The following is a 16,118-nucleotide window of genomic DNA, read 5'->3' as shown; positions in this document are numbered from 1 at the left end:
TGCCGTACCCCCTGCCGTGCTCCCCGCCCACGCGCGTCCACCGGTGCCGTGCCGCCCGCCGCTGCCGCGCCGTGCCGCCCGCCGCTGCCGCGCCGTGCCGCCCGCCGGTGCCGGGGGGGCAGGCCGCCGGCCGGGCGCCTGCCACCGGACCGAAAAGATCACGCGGGTTGTCGGAGGCGGCCGGTACTCTCGTAGGCACGATGACCGAAGATCTCTCACCTGCCGAGCGCTACGCCGCCGCCCGGCGCCGCGCCGCCGAGCAGGCCACCGCCCTCGGCGCCTTCCGCGAGATGTACGACTTCGGGCTGGACCCGTTCCAGATCGAGGCCTGTCAGGAGATGGAGGCCGGCAAGGGGGTGCTGGTCGCCGCGCCCACCGGTTCCGGCAAGACCATCGTCGGCGAGTTCGCGGTCCACCTGGCGCTCGCCGCCGGCCGCAAGTGCTTCTACACCACCCCCATCAAGGCGCTGTCCAACCAGAAGTACGCCGACCTGGTGCGCCGCTACGGCCCGGAGAGGGTCGGCCTGCTCACCGGCGACAACAGCGTCAACTCCGAGGCACCGGTGGTCGTGATGACCACCGAGGTGCTGCGCAACATGCTCTACGCCGGCTCGCGCACCCTGGACGGCCTGGGGTACGTGGTGATGGACGAGGTCCACTACCTGTCCGACCGCTCGCGCGGCGCGGTCTGGGAGGAGGTCATCATCCACCTGCCGGAGTCGGTGACCCTGGTCTCGCTGTCCGCCACCGTCTCCAACGCCGAGGAGTTCGGCGACTGGCTCGACACCGTCCGCGGCGACACCGCCGTCATCGTCTCCGAGCACCGTCCGGTCCCGCTGTGGCAGCACGTGCTGGCCGGGCGCCGGATGTACGACCTGTTCGAGGAGAAGGACGGCGGGGCCGGCGGCGCCCGGCTGGAGGTCAACCCCGACCTGGTCCGGCTCGCCCGGATGGAGAACCTGCGCCCGGTCCACCCGCGCGAACGCGGCCGCCGCGGCTTCGAGGCCGACCGCGAGCGCGAGCGCCGCCAGCGCAGCCGGGTGTGGACGCCCAGCCGTGCCGAGGTCATCGACCGGCTCGACGCCGAGGGCCTGCTGCCCGCCATCACCTTCATCTTCAGCCGGGTCGGCTGCGAGGCCGCCGTCCAGCAGTGCCTGCACGCCGGCCTGCGGCTCAACGACGACGCCGCCCGCGGCCGGGTCCGGGAGATCGTCGAGGCGCGCACCTCCGCCATCCCGGCCGAGGACCTGCACGTCCTGGGCTACTACGAGTGGCTGGAGGGCCTGGAGCGCGGCATCGCCGCCCACCACGCCGGCATGCTGCCCGCGTTCAAGGAGGTCGTCGAGGAACTGTTCGTCCGCGGCCTGGTCAAGGCGGTCTTCGCCACCGAGACCCTCGCCCTGGGCATCAACATGCCGGCCCGCTCCGTCGTGCTGGAGAAGCTCGTCAAGTGGAACGGGCAGACCCACGCCGACATCACCCCCGGCGAGTACACCCAGCTCACCGGCCGGGCCGGGCGGCGCGGCATCGACGTCGAGGGCCACGCCGTCGTGCTGTGGCAGCGCGGCTTCGACCCCGGCGCCGTCGCCGGACTGGCCGGCACCCGCACCTACCCGCTGCGCTCCTCCTTCCGCCCGTCGTACAACATGGCGGTCAACCTGGTCGGCCAGTTCGGGCGGCACCGCTCGCGCGAACTGCTGGAGACCTCCTTCGCCCAGTTCCAGGCCGACCGCTCGGTCGTCGGCATCTCCCGCCAGGTGCAGCGCAACGAGGAGGGGCTGGAGGGCTACCGCGAGGGCATGACCTGCCATCTGGGCGACTTCGCCGAGTACGCCCGACTGCGCCGCGACCTCAAGGACCGCGAGGCCGACCTGTCGCGGCAGGGCGCCACCCAGCGCCGCGCCGAGGCGGCCGCCGCGCTGGAGAAGCTCAAGCCCGGCGACATCATCCACGTCCCGTCCGGCAAGTTCGCCGGCCTGGCCCTGGTGCTCGACCCCGGGATACCGGCCGGCCGCAGCCAGCGCCGCGACCACCGCCACCAGGAGTTCGACGACGGCCCGCGCCCGCTGGTCCTCACCGCCGAACGCCAGGTCAAACGGCTCAATTCGGCCGACTTCCCGGTCCCGGTCGAGGCGCTGGACCGCATGCGGGTGCCCAAGAGCTTCAACGCCCGCAGCCCGCAGTCCCGCCGCGACCTGGCCTCCGCCCTGCGGTCCAAGGCCGGCCCCGCCGGGGTCCACGGACCGCGCCGGCCCAAGCGGCGCGCGGCGGCGGCCGACGACACCCGGATCGCCCGGCTGCGCGAGGAGATCCGCGCCCACCCCTGCCACGGCTGCGACGAGCGGGAGGACCACGCCCGCTGGGCCGAACGCCACCAGCGGCTCCAGCGCGACACCCGCGCGCTGGAACAGCGCATCGAGGGCCGCACCAACACCATCGCCCGCACCTTCGACCGGATCTGCGGCCTGCTGACCGAACTGGGCTACCTGGAGGGCGAGAAGGTCACCCCCGACGGCCGCCGGCTGTCCCGGCTCTACGGCGAGTTGGACCTGCTGGCCAGCGAGTGCCTGCGCGACGGCGTCTGGGAGGGCCTCGGCGCCGCCGACCTCGCCGCCTGCGTCTCCGCGCTGGTCTACGAGGCCCGCTCCAACGACGACGCCGTCCCGCCCAAGCTGCCCAACGGCGCGGCCCGGCAGGCGCTCGGCGAGATGGTGAAGACCTGGAGCCGGCTGGACGACCTGGAGGAGCGGCACAAGATCAACCAGACCGAGGGCGTCGGCCAGCGCGAACCCGACCTGGGTTTCGCCTGGCCGGCGTACCGCTGGGCCTGCGGCCACGACCTGGACGCGGTTTTGCGCGAGGCCGAGATGCCGGCCGGCGACTTCGTGCGCTGGACCAAGCAGCTCATCGACGTCCTCGGCCAGATCAGCGAGGCCGCCCCGGAGGGCAGCACGGTCCGCTCCACCGCCCGCAAGGCCGTCGACGGCCTGCTGCGCGGTGTGGTCGCCTACTCGTCGCTGGGGTGACACCGATGGCCGGCGCCGCCGAGGGGACGGTGCTCGACCGGCGCCGGCTCAACCGCGCCTACCTGGCCCGGCAGTGGCTGCTGCGCCGCGAACCCCGCGGTGCCCTGGAGGCCGTCGAGCACCTCGTCGGCCTCCAGGCGCAGCACCCCAACCCGCCCTACGCCGGCCTGTTCGGCCGTCTGGAGGGCTTCCGCTTCGGCGAGTTGGCCGACCTGATGCTGCAACGCGCGGTCGTCCGCGGCACGTTGATGCGCGGCACCGTCCATCTCGCCTCCGCGCGCGACCTGCTGGCGCTGCGCCCGCTGCTCCAGCCGCACCTGGCACGGCAGATCAACGGCACCCCGTCCGGCAAGGCGGTACCGGCCGCCGACCGTGCGGAACTGCTGGACTTCGGACGCCGGCTGCTGGACGAACAGCCCAGGACCGTCGCCGAGTTGCGCCAACTGCTGGGGGAGCGCTGGCCGGACCGGGACGCCGACGCGCTCGCCCACGTACTGCGGTTCGAACTGCCCACCGTGCACGTCCCGCCGCGTGGCGTGTGGGGCCGCGGTGGGCGTGCCACCCACGCCACCGTCGAGTCCTGGCTCGGCGCGCCGCTGGACCCGGAGCCGGACCGCGCCGCGATGCTGCGCCGCTACCTGGCCGCGTTCGGCCCGGCCACCGCCGCCGACGTCACGGCCTGGTCCGGCATGACCGGATGGCGGCCGACCGTCGAGCGGCTGCGGCCCGCACTCGTGGTGCACCGTGACGCGTGCGGCCGCGAGCTGTTCGACCTGCCGGGCGCTCCGCTGCCGCCCGCCGACACCCCGGCCCCGGTGCGGCTGGTCGCCGAGTTCGACAACCTGACGCTCTCGCACGCCGACCGCACCCGGATCGTCGCCGAGGCCGACCGCCCCCGCCTGATGAGCCGCAACGGCATCGTCCCCGGCACGCTGCTGGTCGACGGCTTCGTGGCCGGCACCTGGCGCTGGGACCTGGGCCGCACCTCCGCCACGCTGACCGTCACCCCCTGGTCCCGGCTGACCCCCGCCGACCACGCCGCCGCCGAGTCCGAGGCCCACGCCCTGCTGGCCGCCGCCGCCCCCGAAGCCGCCCCGCGGGTCGCGGTCGGCACGCCGGAGTGACGCGGCGCCGGTGCGGTGTCCGCGTCACTCCGGTGCGGCCGGTCGACTCCCGGGCCGGCGAGGGGAGTTCGGCGGCCCGCGCCGGCCGCGGGACACCGGCCGGCCGGGTCGCACCGTCGTCGTCACCCGCGCCGGTGCGTCGCTGCTGCCGCGTCCGACTGCGTGAAGGCCCTGGACGCGCCGACGCCTCACCGCTGGACGTCAGCGCCTGAGCGCCCCAACCGTGAACGCCTGAACGCCTGAACGCCTGAACGCCTGAACGCCTGAACGCCTGAACGCCTGAACGCCTGAACGCCTGAACGCCTGAACGCCCCAACGCCTGAACGCCTGAAGCGCCTGGACACGCCGGCGCCTCACCGCTGAGCGCCTCAACACCGGTGCCGCTGGGGTGCGTTGGGGCCGTGGGGCGGGGTGTCAGGCGGCCGGGGTGCCGCCTTCCTGCTCCCGCTCGACGCTGGCGTTCCACTCGCGCTTGCCGGCCTGCCAGGCGTCCTCGTCGGCGCCGGTGCGCCAGTAGCCGGAGACGGACAACCGGTCGCGGTCCAGGCCGTGTTCGACGCGCAGGAACCGGCGCAGCTCCTTGACGAAGTGCGCCTCGCCGTGGACGAACGCCTGCGGTACGCCCGGCGGGAACTCCAGCGCCCGGACCGCCTCGACCAGCGCCTCGCCGACCGGCCGGTCGCCGCGGTGCAGCCACCGCACGCGGACGCCGTCCGGCGTGTGGAGCTTCTGCTCCTCCCGCGGTCCGGCCACCTCGACGAAGACCTCCGCCGTGACGCCGTCGCCCATCCGCTCCAGCGCGGCGGCGATCGCCGGCAGCGCGCTCTCGTCGCCGGCCAGCAGGTGCCAGTCGGCGCCGTCCTCCGGCGCGTAACCGCCGCCCGGGCCGCTGAACCACACCGGGTCGCCCGGCCGGGCCGCCGCCGCCCACGGGCCCGCGACGCCCTCGTCGCCGTGGTGCACGAAGTCCACGGTCAGCTCCCGGGCCTCCGCGTCCCACCGGCGGACGGTGTAGGTCCGCGTCCTGGGCCACTGCTCGCGCGGCAGCCGTTCGCGCACCGCCGCGAGGTCGAACGGCTCCGGGTAGGCCACGCCCTCCTGCGGGAAGAGCAGCTTGACGTAGTGGTCGGTGAGGCCGCGGGTCGCGAACCCCGCCAACTCCCCGCCGATCACCACCCGGATCATGTGCGGCGTCAGTCGTTCGGTGTGCAGCACCCGGCCCTGGTGGGTCGGAGCCGTCCTGCGCTGCGGCGGTGCGTCGGTCATCCGGACTCCCTGTACGTAAGCGTGGTTAGGTAAGCCTAGCCTTTCTCGCCCGTGTGCTGGCGATGTCATGTTAGCCGATATATCGCCGACGTATCTTTCCGGATGGGCGACGGGGTGTTCGACGCGGTGCGCGGCGGGGTGCGGCGCGCGGCGGGTGTGGGTGCGCGGTGACGCGATGCGGTGCGCCGCGACGCGGTGCACGGCGCGGTGCGGGATGCGATGGGCGACGCGACGCGTGACGCGCCATGCCGTGCGACAGGGTGCGCCGTGCGGTGCGACGGGCCTGCGGTCGGCCCGTTCAGGCCTTCCGCAGCGGGGAGCCGAACCGGATGAGGTTGTTGTCGGGGTCGAGGTGCGCGCCCTCGCGCATCCGGTACGGCGTGTCGGTCGGCGGCACCGTGCGCCCGCCGATCCCGGGCCGGGCCCACTCGGCGGCCAGCGCGTCGGCGTCGTCCACGTGGAGGTAGGCCGCGCACACGTTGCCGTCCGGTTCGTGCTCCGGCAGCACGCTGAGGTGGAGCGAGACCTGGCCGCGGTCGGCGAAGCCGTAGCCGCCGTCGTGGTAGGCCTCGGTGGTGAATCCCAGGGCGGTGTAGTGCGCCAGGGCGGCGTCCAGGTCCCGCACCGGGAAGACCGGGGAGAACGACCTCGGGCGCGGCTGCTGCGGGCCGGCCTCCGCGCGGGCCTTCGAGGTGGCCTTCGAGATGGCCGGTGTCGCGGTCCCGAGATTGGCCAGTACGCGCAGGGCTGCGCGCAGCGTCGCCCGGTCGGCGGCGTCCAGCCGTTCGTCCAGCCGCCGGTCGACGTCGTCGGCGCCCACCCGGATCGCCATCGCGGCGGCCTCGCCCCGGTCGGTGAGCGTGAGCGTCAGCCGCCTGCGGTCGGCCGGGTCCTCCTCGCGCACCAGGTACCCGCGCAGCGCCAGCGTGTCGACCAGCTTGCTGGCCGCCTGCTTGCTCACCCCCAGCTGCGCCAGCAGCGGCCCGGCCGGTGTTCCCTTCCGGATGCCGCTGAGGACGAACGCCGCGTTGCGCGGGATGTCGTCGAAGCCGACCTCCGTCAGCGCCTCCGTCACCGCCTGCCCGTACGTCCGCTGCGCGGTGCGCAGCAGGAAGGGCAGGCCTACTTCTCCCTCTGCGGGATCTGTGGTCGTCATGGGAGGACGGTAGGGCGCCGATCGGCCATTGGTCAACCTGGTTGACTGTCCCGATGGTTGACGAACGGCTCGGCCGGTGAACGGCGCGCCGGCCGCCGCCGGCCCCCGCCGGTCAGCCGCCGCACTGCTTGAGCATCGCCTGCTTGTCCGGAGCGGTCACGGGCAGGGCGTACTTGAGCGAGACCTGCGCGAAGCGGACCACGTACGAGCAGCGGATCGCCTTGTTCGGCGGCAGCCAGGCCGCGGGCCCGGAGTCGCCCTTGGACTCGTTCATCGAACCGTCGACGGGCATGAGGTTGAGCGGGTCGTTGGCGATGTCCTCGCGCTTGAGCTTCGTCCAGCGTGCCGCGCCCATCTGCCAGTCGTACGACAGCGGCATCACGTGGTCGATCTGGACGGCCGTCGCCTTCGACTTGAGCCAGTCGATCGTGCGGCCGGTGTAGGGGTCGTGCAGCGTCATGGAGCTGAGCACGCAGTCGGAACCGGAACGGTAGTGGACGTCGAGCCCGTCGCGTTTGAGCACGTCGTTACGCGTGTCGCAACCGTTGTGCGCGTACGGGTCGCCGGTGGCCGAGTCCGTCCAGGCGGAGCCGAACTGCTCGCGGGTGTAGCCGGTCTTGGGCCCGCGCCCCTTCGTCGCCAGCCGGCCGATCAGCGCCCGCGCCTGTTTCTCGTCGGCCGCCGAGGTGATCGCGGCCAGCCCCGGTTTCGTCCCGTCCGGGTCGTCCAGCGGGCTGACCGCGTGCCCGTCGGAGACCGCCGGCCCCGACCCGCCGCCCGGCCCGGCCGCCCCGGACGATGCCGAGGGCGCCGCGGCCCCCACGGTCACCCCCTTGCATCCGCCCAGCAACCCCACCGCCGTCACCACTGCCACCGCCACGATCCCGATCCGCATCCGCCCCACCCCTTCGCCGTTCCTGCGCCACGCGTGTGCCGCACGTGTGCCTCACCTGCGCGCCGCATATACCGTGCCGTGTCCCTGAGTTGCTACCCCGACACGCCGGGACGACGCGAAGGGCGGGGCCGGTCGCCCGATCGGGGGGTGCCGGGGCGGCGGGTGCCCGGACCGGCGGCGGGCGGGCCGCCGACGCGTCGCGGTGGCGCCGTTGCGCCGGGCGGGGCATAGGCCGGGCGCCCGGGCGGTTGTTCCCGGCATGTCCAACATCCTGGGCGTCCTCGCCCGCGTCTTCGTCGACGACCTCGACGCCGCAGTGGAGTTCTACCGGGGCGTCGCCGGCGAGCAGGAACCCGCCCGGTTCCGCTTCCGCGACGTCGAACTGGCCCGCGTCGGACCGTTCCTGCTGCTCAGCGGGGACACGGCGGCCTACCGGGACCGGGTGGCCACCCTCCTGGTACGCGATCTGGCACCGGTGATCGCCGAGGTCGAAGGGGCCGGCGGCCAGGTCCTCGAAGGCCCGTCCCCGGCACCCAACGGACGCCGCCTCATCGCCCGCCACCCGGACGGCGCGATCTTCGAGTACATCGAAGGCGGCGCGTGACCGCCTGACGGCGGTGGACGCCGCTTCCGGCGGACCGCCGCCGCCGAGCCCACCCCGCCGCCGAGCCGCTCATCGCCAACCCCGCAGGCGCCGAGCCGCTCCCGCCGCCGAGCCGACCCCGCCGCTGAGCCGCTCACTGCCACCACCTCAGCCGCCGAGCCGCCCCCCGCAGCCGCCGAGTCGCCCCCGCCGAACCCCCGCCGCCTCCCCGAACCCGCCCCCTACGCCCCCGTGCGCTGAAGTGCCGTCAGCAGGCGGCCCAGGGCGCTGCCGAGGCCCCAGCGGGTGGCGAGGCGTTCGAGTTCGGCGGGGTCGGCGGGGGAGCGCGGGAGGGTGACGTCGACCGCGGGCAGCGGCAGGTCGCGGGCCACGCGGACCACCTCGGGGGCGGCGGCGAGGTAGTCCGCCGCGTCGGTCAGCCGCTTGCGCTGGGTCAGGGTGAGGCGGGAGCCGACGTCGCGGGCGGCGGCCTCGATGCCGGCCAGGTCGCCGTACTCGGCGATGAACCGCGCCGCCGTCTTCTCACCGATGCCGGGGACGCCGGGCAGGCCGTCGCTGGGGTCGCCGCGCAGCACCGCCATGTCGGCGTACCGGGCGCCGGTCACCCCGTACTTGGCCTGAAGCAGCGCGTCGTCGGTGACCTGGAGGGTGCCCATGCCCTTGACCGGGTACAGCACCCGGACGCCGCGGGCGTCGTCGACCAGCTGGAACAGGTCGCGGTCGCCGGTGACGATGTCGACCGGCCCGCCGGCCCGGGTGGCGAACGTGCCGATGACGTCGTCCGCCTCGTAGTCCGGCACCCCGGCCCGTGCGATGCCCAGCGCGTCCAGCACCGCGTCGATGACCGGCACCTGCGGGGAGAGGGTGTCGGGCACCTCCTCGACGTCCGAGCCGGCCGGCACTTCCTCCACCACCCGGTGCGCCTTGTACGACGGGATCAGCGCCACCCGCCACGCCGGACGCCAGTCCGCGTCCAGGCAGGCCACCAGGTCGTCGGGGGAGTGGTCGGCCACCAGCCGGGCGATGAAGTCCAGCAGCCCGCGCACCGCGTTCACCGGCGTGCCGTCCGGCGCCCGCACCGAGTCGGGCACGCCGTAGTACGCGCGGAAATACAGGCTGGCGGTGTCCAGGAGCATCAGGCGTCGCGTCATCCGACGATCATGCCGCACCGGCTTCCCGGCACGGCGCACCGTCACCCTGCGTGCTCTTCCTGGCCGGATCGGATCGGTTCCCGTCACGTAATGTGACATGGATCACGGTGTTGTTTGCGCCAATCACAACCGGGCAGCCGCCCGGCCGGAACAGGCCCGGTCACCTCCACGGGTCGCTCAGCTCGACCCAAGGGGTATGTGGTGTCAAGCCTGCAAGCAGACCGGTTGTTCAAAGTCTTCGGCAGACGAGCCGGCGAGGCGGTCAAGCAGCTCCGTGACGGGGCCGACCGCGACGCGCTGCGCGAGAACGGCACCACCGCCGCCGTCATCGACGCGTCGTTCACCGTCGAGAAGGGCGAGATCTTCGTCGTCATGGGCCTGTCCGGCTCCGGAAAGTCCACGTTGCTGCGCATGCTCAACGGCCTGCTGGAGCCGACCGACGGCCGGGTGCTGTTCGACGGACAGGACCTGACCTCGCTCAGCCCGCGCGACCTGCGCCGCGTGCGGTCGCACCGGATCAGCATGGTCTTCCAGCACTTCGCGCTCTTCCCGCACCGCAGCGTGCTGGAGAACGCCGCCTACGGCCTGGAGGTCCAGGGCGTCGAGCGGGAGGAACGGCTGGAACGCGCCGCCGAGGCGCTGGAGCTGGCGGGCCTGAAGGGCTGGGAGAAGTCCTGGCCCGACGAGCTGTCCGGTGGCATGCAGCAGCGCGTCGGCCTGGCCCGGGCGCTGGCCACCGACGCCGACCTGCTGCTGATGGACGAGTCCTTCAGCGCGCTCGACCCGCTGATCCGCCGCGACATGCAGGACCAGTTGCTGGAACTCCAGCAGCGGCTGCGCAAGACGATCATCTTCATCACCCACGACCTCAACGAGGCCATGCGCCTCGGCGACCGGATCGCGGTGATGCGCGACGGGCGGATCGTGCAGATCGGCACCGCCGAACAGATCCTGGTCGACCCGGCCAACGACTACGTCGCCTCCTTCGTGCAGGACGTCGACCGCTCCCGGGTGCTGACCGCCGAGTCGATCATGGAGGAGCCGCGGGTCATGCTCGACCCCGGCGCCACCGTCGGCTCCGCCGTGCACACGCTGCGCACCCAGCACGCCTCCGGCGGCTTCGTGGTCGAACGCGGCCGCAAGCTGGTCGGCTCGGTCACCGAGGACGCGGTGGCGGCCGGCGCGCACACCGCGCAGGCCACCGTCCGCGACCTGATGGACGGCGACCCGGTCACCGTCAGCGCCGGAACACCGCTGTCGGAGCTGTTCACCCCGTCGTGCGCCAGCGGCCTGCCGGTCGCGGTCACCGACGACGACCGGCGGCTGGTCGGCGTCATCCCCCGGGTGGCGCTGCTGGCCGCGCTGGGCGACGAGCCGAAGACGGTGGTGAGCCTGGACCGGCACCGGGAGACCAGGCGCCCGGCCGCGCCGCAGGACGCGGTGCGCGAGGAGGTCGCAGGTGCCTAGGATTCCGCTCGGCGACTGGGTCAACAGCGCCGTCAACGCCCTGCGCGACCACCTCGCGTGGCTGTTCGACCTGATCACCACGATCGTCTCCGGCATGTACAACGGGGTCAACGACGTGCTGTCGGCGCCCGAGGCCCTGCTGATGGCCGGCATCCTCGCCGTCATCGCGCTGTGGCTGCGCGGGGTGACCGCGGGCGTGCTCACCTTCGCCGGACTCGCGCTGATCGACTCCGTACAGCAGTGGGACGACGCGATGCAGACGCTGTCGCTCGTGCTGGTCGCCACCGTGATCACCATCGTGCTGGCGGTGCCGCTGGGCATCTGGGCGGCCCGCAGCAAACCGGTGTCCGCCGCGCTGCGCCCGGTGCTGGACTTCATGCAGACCATGCCGGCGTTCGTCTACCTGATCCCCGGCATCTTCTTCTTCGGCGTCGGCACGGTCCCCGGCGTCATCGCCACCATCGTCTTCGCCATGCCGCCCGGGGTGCGCATGACGGAGCTGGGCATCCGGCAGGTCGACGGCGAGCTCGTCGAGGCGGCCGAGGCGTTCGGCACCAGTCCGCGCAACACCCTGGTGCGCGTCCAACTGCCCCTCGCGCTGCCGACGATCATGGCCGGCGTCAACCAGGTGATCATGCTCGCGCTGTCCATGGTCGTCATCTCCGGCATGGTCGGCGGCGGCGGGCTGGGCGCCTCGGTGTTCACTGCCATCAGCCAGGTCGACATCGGCCTCGGCTTCGAGGGCGGCATCTCGGTCGTCATCCTCGCCATGTACCTCGACCGGATGACCGGCGCCCTGGGCAGCCGGGTCTCCCCGCTGGGCCGCCGCGCCGCCGCCAAGGCCACCGCGGCGCACGGCACCAAGCTGTGGGCGTACCGGCCGAACACCGCCGTCGCGGTCGTCGGCGTGGTCGTCCTGGGCCTGGTGGCCGGCGGGGTGAACGTCTTCGGCACCCACGACACCGGCCCGACCGTCCCGGCCGCCGACAACATCGGCAAGGGCAAGACCATCAACATCGGCTACATCTCCTGGGACGAGGGCGTCGCCTCCACCTACCTGTGGAAGGACGTCCTGGAAAAGCGCGGCTACAAGGTCAACCTGACGACCTACGACGTCGGTTCGCTCTTCGCCGGCATGGCGGGCGGCAAGGTCGACTTCGAGACCGACGCCTGGCTGCCGGTCGCGCAGGCCGAGTACTGGAAGCGCTACGGCAAGCAGCTGTCCGACATCGGCACCTGGTACGGGCCGACGTCGCTGGAGATCACCGTTCCCAGCTACGTCAAGGGCGTCACCTCGCTCGCCGACCTCAAGTCGCACGCCTCGGAGTTCGGTGGCCGCATCATCGGCATCGAGCCGGGCGCCGGCGAGATGAGCATGGTCAAGAACAAGGTCATCCCCGGCTACGGGCTCAACGGCTCGATGCAGCTGACCACCGGCAGCACCCCCAGCATGCTCGCCGAGCTGGAACGCGACTACGCGCAGAAGAAGCCGGTCGCCGTCGTGCTGTGGTCGCCGCACTGGGCGTACAGCAAGTACAAGCTGACCAAGCTCGCCGACCCCAAGCACGCCTTCGGCGAGGGCAACGACATCCACATCATCGGATCGAAGGCCTTCCCCACCAAGGACCCGAAGGTGGCCGGCTGGCTGAAGAACTTCAAGATGAACGAGAAGGACCTCAGCAGCCTGGAGGCGTCCATCCAGGACGCCGGCCAGAACAACCAGGCCAAGGGCGTGAGCGACTGGCTCGCCAAGCACCCCGGCCTGGTCGACAGGATGGCCCCGGTCGGCAAGTGACGTCCTGACGGTGATGCCTTGACGGTGACGTCCTCGCCGTGACGTCCTGACCTGCGGATAGGCTGGCCCGGGACCGTGCGCGGCACGGGCCCGGGCCAGCCGTCGTCCGGGCCTGCGGGCGGCAGCGGGCCGCGCCGGCCAGCGGCGGGAGACGGGCAGCAGGACAGGGGAGAAGCAGGACAGGGGAGAAGAACGTGCGCGTCGTGTCACTCGTGCCGTCGCTGACCGAGGCGATCGCCGCCACCGGAGCGGACCTGCTGGTCGGCGCCACCGACTGGTGCGACCACCCCGCCGGCCTGGACGTCACCCGGATCGGCGGCACCAAGAACCCCGACACCGCGGCCGTCGCCGCCCTCGCGCCCGACCTGGTCGTGGCCAACGAGGAGGAGAACCGCGCACCCGACCTCGCCGCGCTGCGGGCGGCCGGCATCGAGGTCATGGTCACCGAGGTCCGCACCCTGGACCAGGCGTTCCGCGAACTGCGCCGGGTCCTGGTGGACGGCTGCGAACTGCCGCCCCCGCGCTGGCTGGCCGAGGCCGAGGCAGCCTGGGCCGCGCTGCCGGAACCCGCCGCGCGCGTCAGCGCCGTGGTGCCGGTGTGGCGCCGGCCCTGGATGGTGCTGGGCCGCGACACCTTCGCCGGCGACCTGCTCGCCCGCCTCGGCGTCGACAACCTGTACGCCGGCCACCACGACCGCTACCCGAGCATCCCGATCGCCGAACTCAACGACGCCGGCGCCCGGTTGGCCGTTCTGCCCGACGAGCCGTACCGGTTCACCGCCGACGACGGGCCCGAGGCGTTCCCCGGCACGCCGTGCGCGCTGGTCGGCGGACGGCACCTGACCTGGTACGGCCCCTCGCTCACCGAGGCGCCCGCGGTGCTCGGCGCGGCCCTGCGAGCAGCGCTCCGCTGAGCAGCCCGCGCCCGGTGCGCACCGCGGCGGTCGCCCACGCGGCCACCAGCAGCACGTACAGCGCCTCCGCCAGCCGGCCGGCCGCGTGCAGGCCGGTGTGCGCCGCCAGCGACGCGGTACCGGTCACACAGGTGCCCAGCGGGAAGGTGAACGCCCACCAGGTCATCGCGAACGGCATGCCCCGCCGTGCCGCGCCGGCCAGCAGGGCCAGCGACAGCGCCAGCCACAGCAGCGCGAACCCGGTCACCGGCAGCCCGTAGAGCACCGCGAACGCGCCCATGGCGTGCGCCTCGGCCGCCGGCACCACCCCGGGGGCGGCGTCGGCCAGCTTGCCGGTGGCGGTCACGGACTGCCCCAGCGGCCCGAGGACGAGCAACAGCGTCGGGGTCGCCGCGAGCGGCAGCGGGCCGCCGTGCACCAGCCGGGAGAAGACCAGCGGCAGGATCGTCAGCGTCGCCAGCAGGCTCATGCCGAACATCGCGCAGCAGCCGTAGAGCATCGCCTCGCGCGCCTGCCCGGCCGGCAGGTGCGCCACCAGCGCCGGACCGGTCGCCGCCGAGACCATCGGCGGCACGATCGGCAGCAGCCAGGCCGGCGCCGCGCTGCCGGGCGCCACCTCGTGCCGGGTGATCATCAGGTACGGCACCCCGACGGCCACCGCCAGCCCGCCGGCCGTCCCCGCGGACCACAGCACCGCGTCCGCCACCACCGCCGCGTGCGCCCCCACCACCCGCCCGCCCACCGCCGCGGTCGCCGCGCCCACCGCCAGCAGCGCCATCGGCACGCAGCCGTAGAAGGGCGCCACCGCCGGGTCCAGCAGCTGCTCGCGGGCCCGGTCGTGGTGCACCGCCCAGTGCCCGGCGCGGGCGGCCGTCAGCACCACCAGCATCAGCACCGACAGCGCCCACACCGCGACGCCCGCCCCCGGCAGCCAGGACCGCCCGGCGGGCAGCGCCGCACCGCCGGTGGCCACCACGGCGGTGCCCATGACGGCGGCGTACCAGTTGGGCCCCAGGTGGCGCAATGACGGCCGGCCCCGCTCCGGTTCGGCGGCGCGCGGGAGGGTGCGGTTGCCGGGAGGGGCGGGGGTGCCGGGAGGCGTGGGGCTGCCGGGAACGGCGGCGGTGGTCATGGTCCGAATATCGTCCCGGGGGCGGCCGGCCAGTAGAGGCCGGTCCGCTATGGGGGCATAAGCTGCGGTGATGACCGATCCCGTGCCGCCCGTGCGGCGGCCGCTGGCGCGCCGGGTGCCCGACCTGGGCAGTCTGGAGCTGCTGCTGGCGGTCGCGCGGCTCGGCAGTCTGAGCGCCGCCGCGCGGGAACAGGGCATCACCCAGCCCGCCGCCAGCGGCCGGATCCGCGCGATGGAACGGCTGCTGGGCGTCGGCCTGCTGCACCGTTCGCCGTCCGGCTCCCGGCTCACCGGGGCGGGCGTGCTGGTCAGCGGCTGGGCCGGGCGGATCGTGGAGGCAGCCGCCGAGTTCGAGGCCGGCGCCCGCGCCCTGCGCTCCGACCGGGACTCGCGGCTGCGGATCGCCGCCAGCATGACGGTGGCCGAGTACCTGCTGCCCGGCTGGCTCGTCGCGCTGCACGACCGGTTGCCGGACACCGCGGTCTCCCTGCTGTCCGGCAACTCCGAGCAGGTCGCCCGCCGGGTGCTGGACGGCGACGCGGACCTGGGCTTCGTCGAGGGCGTCGGGGTGCCGGCCGGCCTCGATGCGGTCACGGTCGCCACCGACCGGCTGGTCGTCGTCGTGGCCCCCGGCCACCCGTGGGCCCGCCGCCGGCGCCCCCTGACGGCGCGGGACCTGACCGCGACCCGTTTCGCGCTGCGGGAGCCCGGCTCCGGCACGCGGCAGGTGCTGGAGGGCGCGCTGGCCGCCCACGGCGGTCCGGCGGCCCCGCTGCTGGAGCTGGACTCCACCACCGCCCTGAAGGCCGCCGCCGTCACCGGCGCCGGACCGGCCGTCCTGAGCGACCTCACCGTCACCGACGAGCTGGCCGCCCGCCGGCTGGTCGAGATCCCGGTCGACGGACTGTCCCTGACCCGTGAACTCCGCGCGGTCTGGCCGACCGGCCAACGCCCGGCGGGCCCGGCCCGCGAACTGCTGAGCCTGACGGTCGCTCCGCGGGCGGGCGCGGGAGGGTGAAGGCAGCCGGCGGGGCGCGGTGGCTGGGTGCCGGGTGCGGTGCGTGCCGGGCGGGGCCGTGGCTGACGAGGACGCCGGACGCCGGACGGCTGACGGCGCCACGGCCGACGGCGCCGGGCCCGCACCGCGGCCGTGCGGCTGGCACCGTCGCCGTGCGGAGTCATGGAGCGGAGTCACCGTGCGTTGCCCTACCGGCTGTCCGTGTCGGCCTGCGGTCGCCGGCGGTGTCGGGGCGTTGACGGGCGGTGTCCGGCGCCGAGTTGGGCCGCCGATGGCGCGATGCCGCGCCTGAGCCGCACCGCTCACCGGCTTGCTCCGCTGGCCCCGCCTTCGCCGCGCCGCTCACCGCCCCGGCTCGCCCTGCCTTCTCCGCACCGCTCACCTGCCGCGGCTCGCCCTGCCCTCTCCGCACCGCTCACTCGCCACCGCTCGCCCCGCCCTCTCCGCGCCACTCATCCCCGTACCGTTCCGCGTCACTCACCGTTCGCCCGCACCGCACACCCGCTCGCCCTGCCCTCTCCGCACCGCGCACCTTCGTACCGCTCACCCACCCCCGCACCGCACACCCCC

At 74.1% G+C, this 16,118-nt stretch carries 12 protein-coding genes; 7 read left to right on the top strand and 5 right to left on the bottom strand.

The genetic code is table 11. From position 1 onward, the window contains the following. Positions 1–200: 200 nt before the first annotated feature. Complete coding sequence (locus POF43_RS30260) at positions 201–3,026, top strand: DEAD/DEAH box helicase (protein WP_271323295.1); 2,826 nt, start codon at positions 201–203, stop codon at positions 3,024–3,026. A gap of 5 nt (positions 3,027–3,031) precedes the next feature. Beyond that, the gene (locus POF43_RS30255) at positions 3,032–4,150 is read left to right on the top strand and encodes a winged helix DNA-binding domain-containing protein (RefSeq protein WP_271323294.1); all 1,119 of its coding nucleotides are present in this window, start codon (positions 3,032–3,034) and stop codon (positions 4,148–4,150) included. 414 nt (positions 4,151–4,564) lie between these two features. Here the strand turns inward: POF43_RS30255 and POF43_RS30250 are convergent, their stop codons facing one another. The 3 genes from POF43_RS30250 to POF43_RS30240 form a co-directional block, all read right to left on the bottom strand. After that, complete coding sequence (locus POF43_RS30250; RefSeq protein ID WP_271325464.1) at positions 4,565–5,416, bottom strand: siderophore-interacting protein; 852 nt, start codon at positions 5,414–5,416, stop codon at positions 4,565–4,567. A 298-nt stretch (positions 5,417–5,714) separates the two neighbouring features. Next, a complete protein-coding gene (locus POF43_RS30245; RefSeq protein ID WP_271325465.1) occupies positions 5,715–6,572 on the bottom strand; it encodes a MarR family transcriptional regulator in 858 nt (285 codons plus the stop codon). 112 nt (positions 6,573–6,684) lie between these two features. Continuing rightward, complete coding sequence (locus POF43_RS30240; RefSeq protein ID WP_271325466.1) at positions 6,685–7,467, bottom strand: HNH endonuclease family protein; 783 nt, start codon at positions 7,465–7,467, stop codon at positions 6,685–6,687. Between the two features lie 259 nt (positions 7,468–7,726). Between POF43_RS30240 and POF43_RS30235 the strand changes: the two genes are divergently transcribed. Further along, positions 7,727–8,071: a VOC family protein gene (locus tag POF43_RS30235; protein ID WP_282699170.1), complete on the top strand. Its 345-nt coding sequence runs from the start codon at positions 7,727–7,729 to the stop codon at positions 8,069–8,071. 221 nt (positions 8,072–8,292) lie between these two features. On the opposite strand, the gene POF43_RS30230 is transcribed toward POF43_RS30235, so the two are convergent. Then, the gene (locus tag POF43_RS30230; protein WP_282699173.1) at positions 8,293–9,207 is read right to left on the bottom strand and encodes a 5'-3' exonuclease; all 915 of its coding nucleotides are present in this window, start codon (positions 9,205–9,207) and stop codon (positions 8,293–8,295) included. A 216-nt stretch (positions 9,208–9,423) separates the two neighbouring features. On the opposite strand from POF43_RS30230, the gene POF43_RS30225 reads away from it, so the two are divergent. The 3 genes from POF43_RS30225 to POF43_RS30215 all read left to right on the top strand — a co-directional run bounded on the left by POF43_RS30225 (position 9,424) and on the right by POF43_RS30215 (position 13,398). Continuing rightward, positions 9,424–10,689, top strand: coding sequence for a quaternary amine ABC transporter ATP-binding protein (locus tag POF43_RS30225; protein ID WP_271317075.1), 1,266 nt, complete (start codon positions 9,424–9,426; stop codon positions 10,687–10,689). Then, positions 10,682–12,484 (top strand): ABC transporter permease/substrate binding protein, encoded by a 1,803-nt coding sequence (locus tag POF43_RS30220; protein WP_271317074.1) that lies wholly within the window; start codon positions 10,682–10,684, stop codon positions 12,482–12,484. The genes POF43_RS30225 and POF43_RS30220 overlap by 8 nt, the downstream gene beginning before the upstream one ends. A 194-nt stretch (positions 12,485–12,678) precedes the next feature. After that, a complete protein-coding gene (locus POF43_RS30215) occupies positions 12,679–13,398 on the top strand; it encodes a helical backbone metal receptor (protein WP_271324176.1) in 720 nt (239 codons plus the stop codon). Here POF43_RS30215 and POF43_RS30210 read toward each other — a convergent pair. Next, positions 13,346–14,530 carry a TDT family transporter gene (locus tag POF43_RS30210; RefSeq protein WP_282704866.1) on the bottom strand — a complete coding sequence of 395 codons (1,185 nt, stop codon included), beginning with the start codon at positions 14,528–14,530 and terminating at the stop codon, positions 13,346–13,348. The genes POF43_RS30215 and POF43_RS30210 overlap by 53 nt on opposite strands. A 70-nt stretch (positions 14,531–14,600) precedes the next feature. Here POF43_RS30210 and POF43_RS30205 point away from each other — a divergent pair, with 70 nt between their 5' ends. Next, the gene (locus POF43_RS30205; protein ID WP_271318685.1) at positions 14,601–15,548 is read left to right on the top strand and encodes a LysR family transcriptional regulator; all 948 of its coding nucleotides are present in this window, start codon (positions 14,601–14,603) and stop codon (positions 15,546–15,548) included. Positions 15,549–16,118: the final 570 nt, after the last annotated feature.

The sequence above is a fragment of the Streptantibioticus silvisoli genome (assembly GCF_027947535.2).
GTDB classification, from domain to species: domain Bacteria; phylum Actinomycetota; class Actinomycetes; order Streptomycetales; family Streptomycetaceae; genus Streptantibioticus_C; species Streptantibioticus_C silvisoli.
The sequence above is the reverse complement of the archived record's forward strand: the minus strand, read 5'-3'. Positions and strand labels throughout refer to the sequence as shown.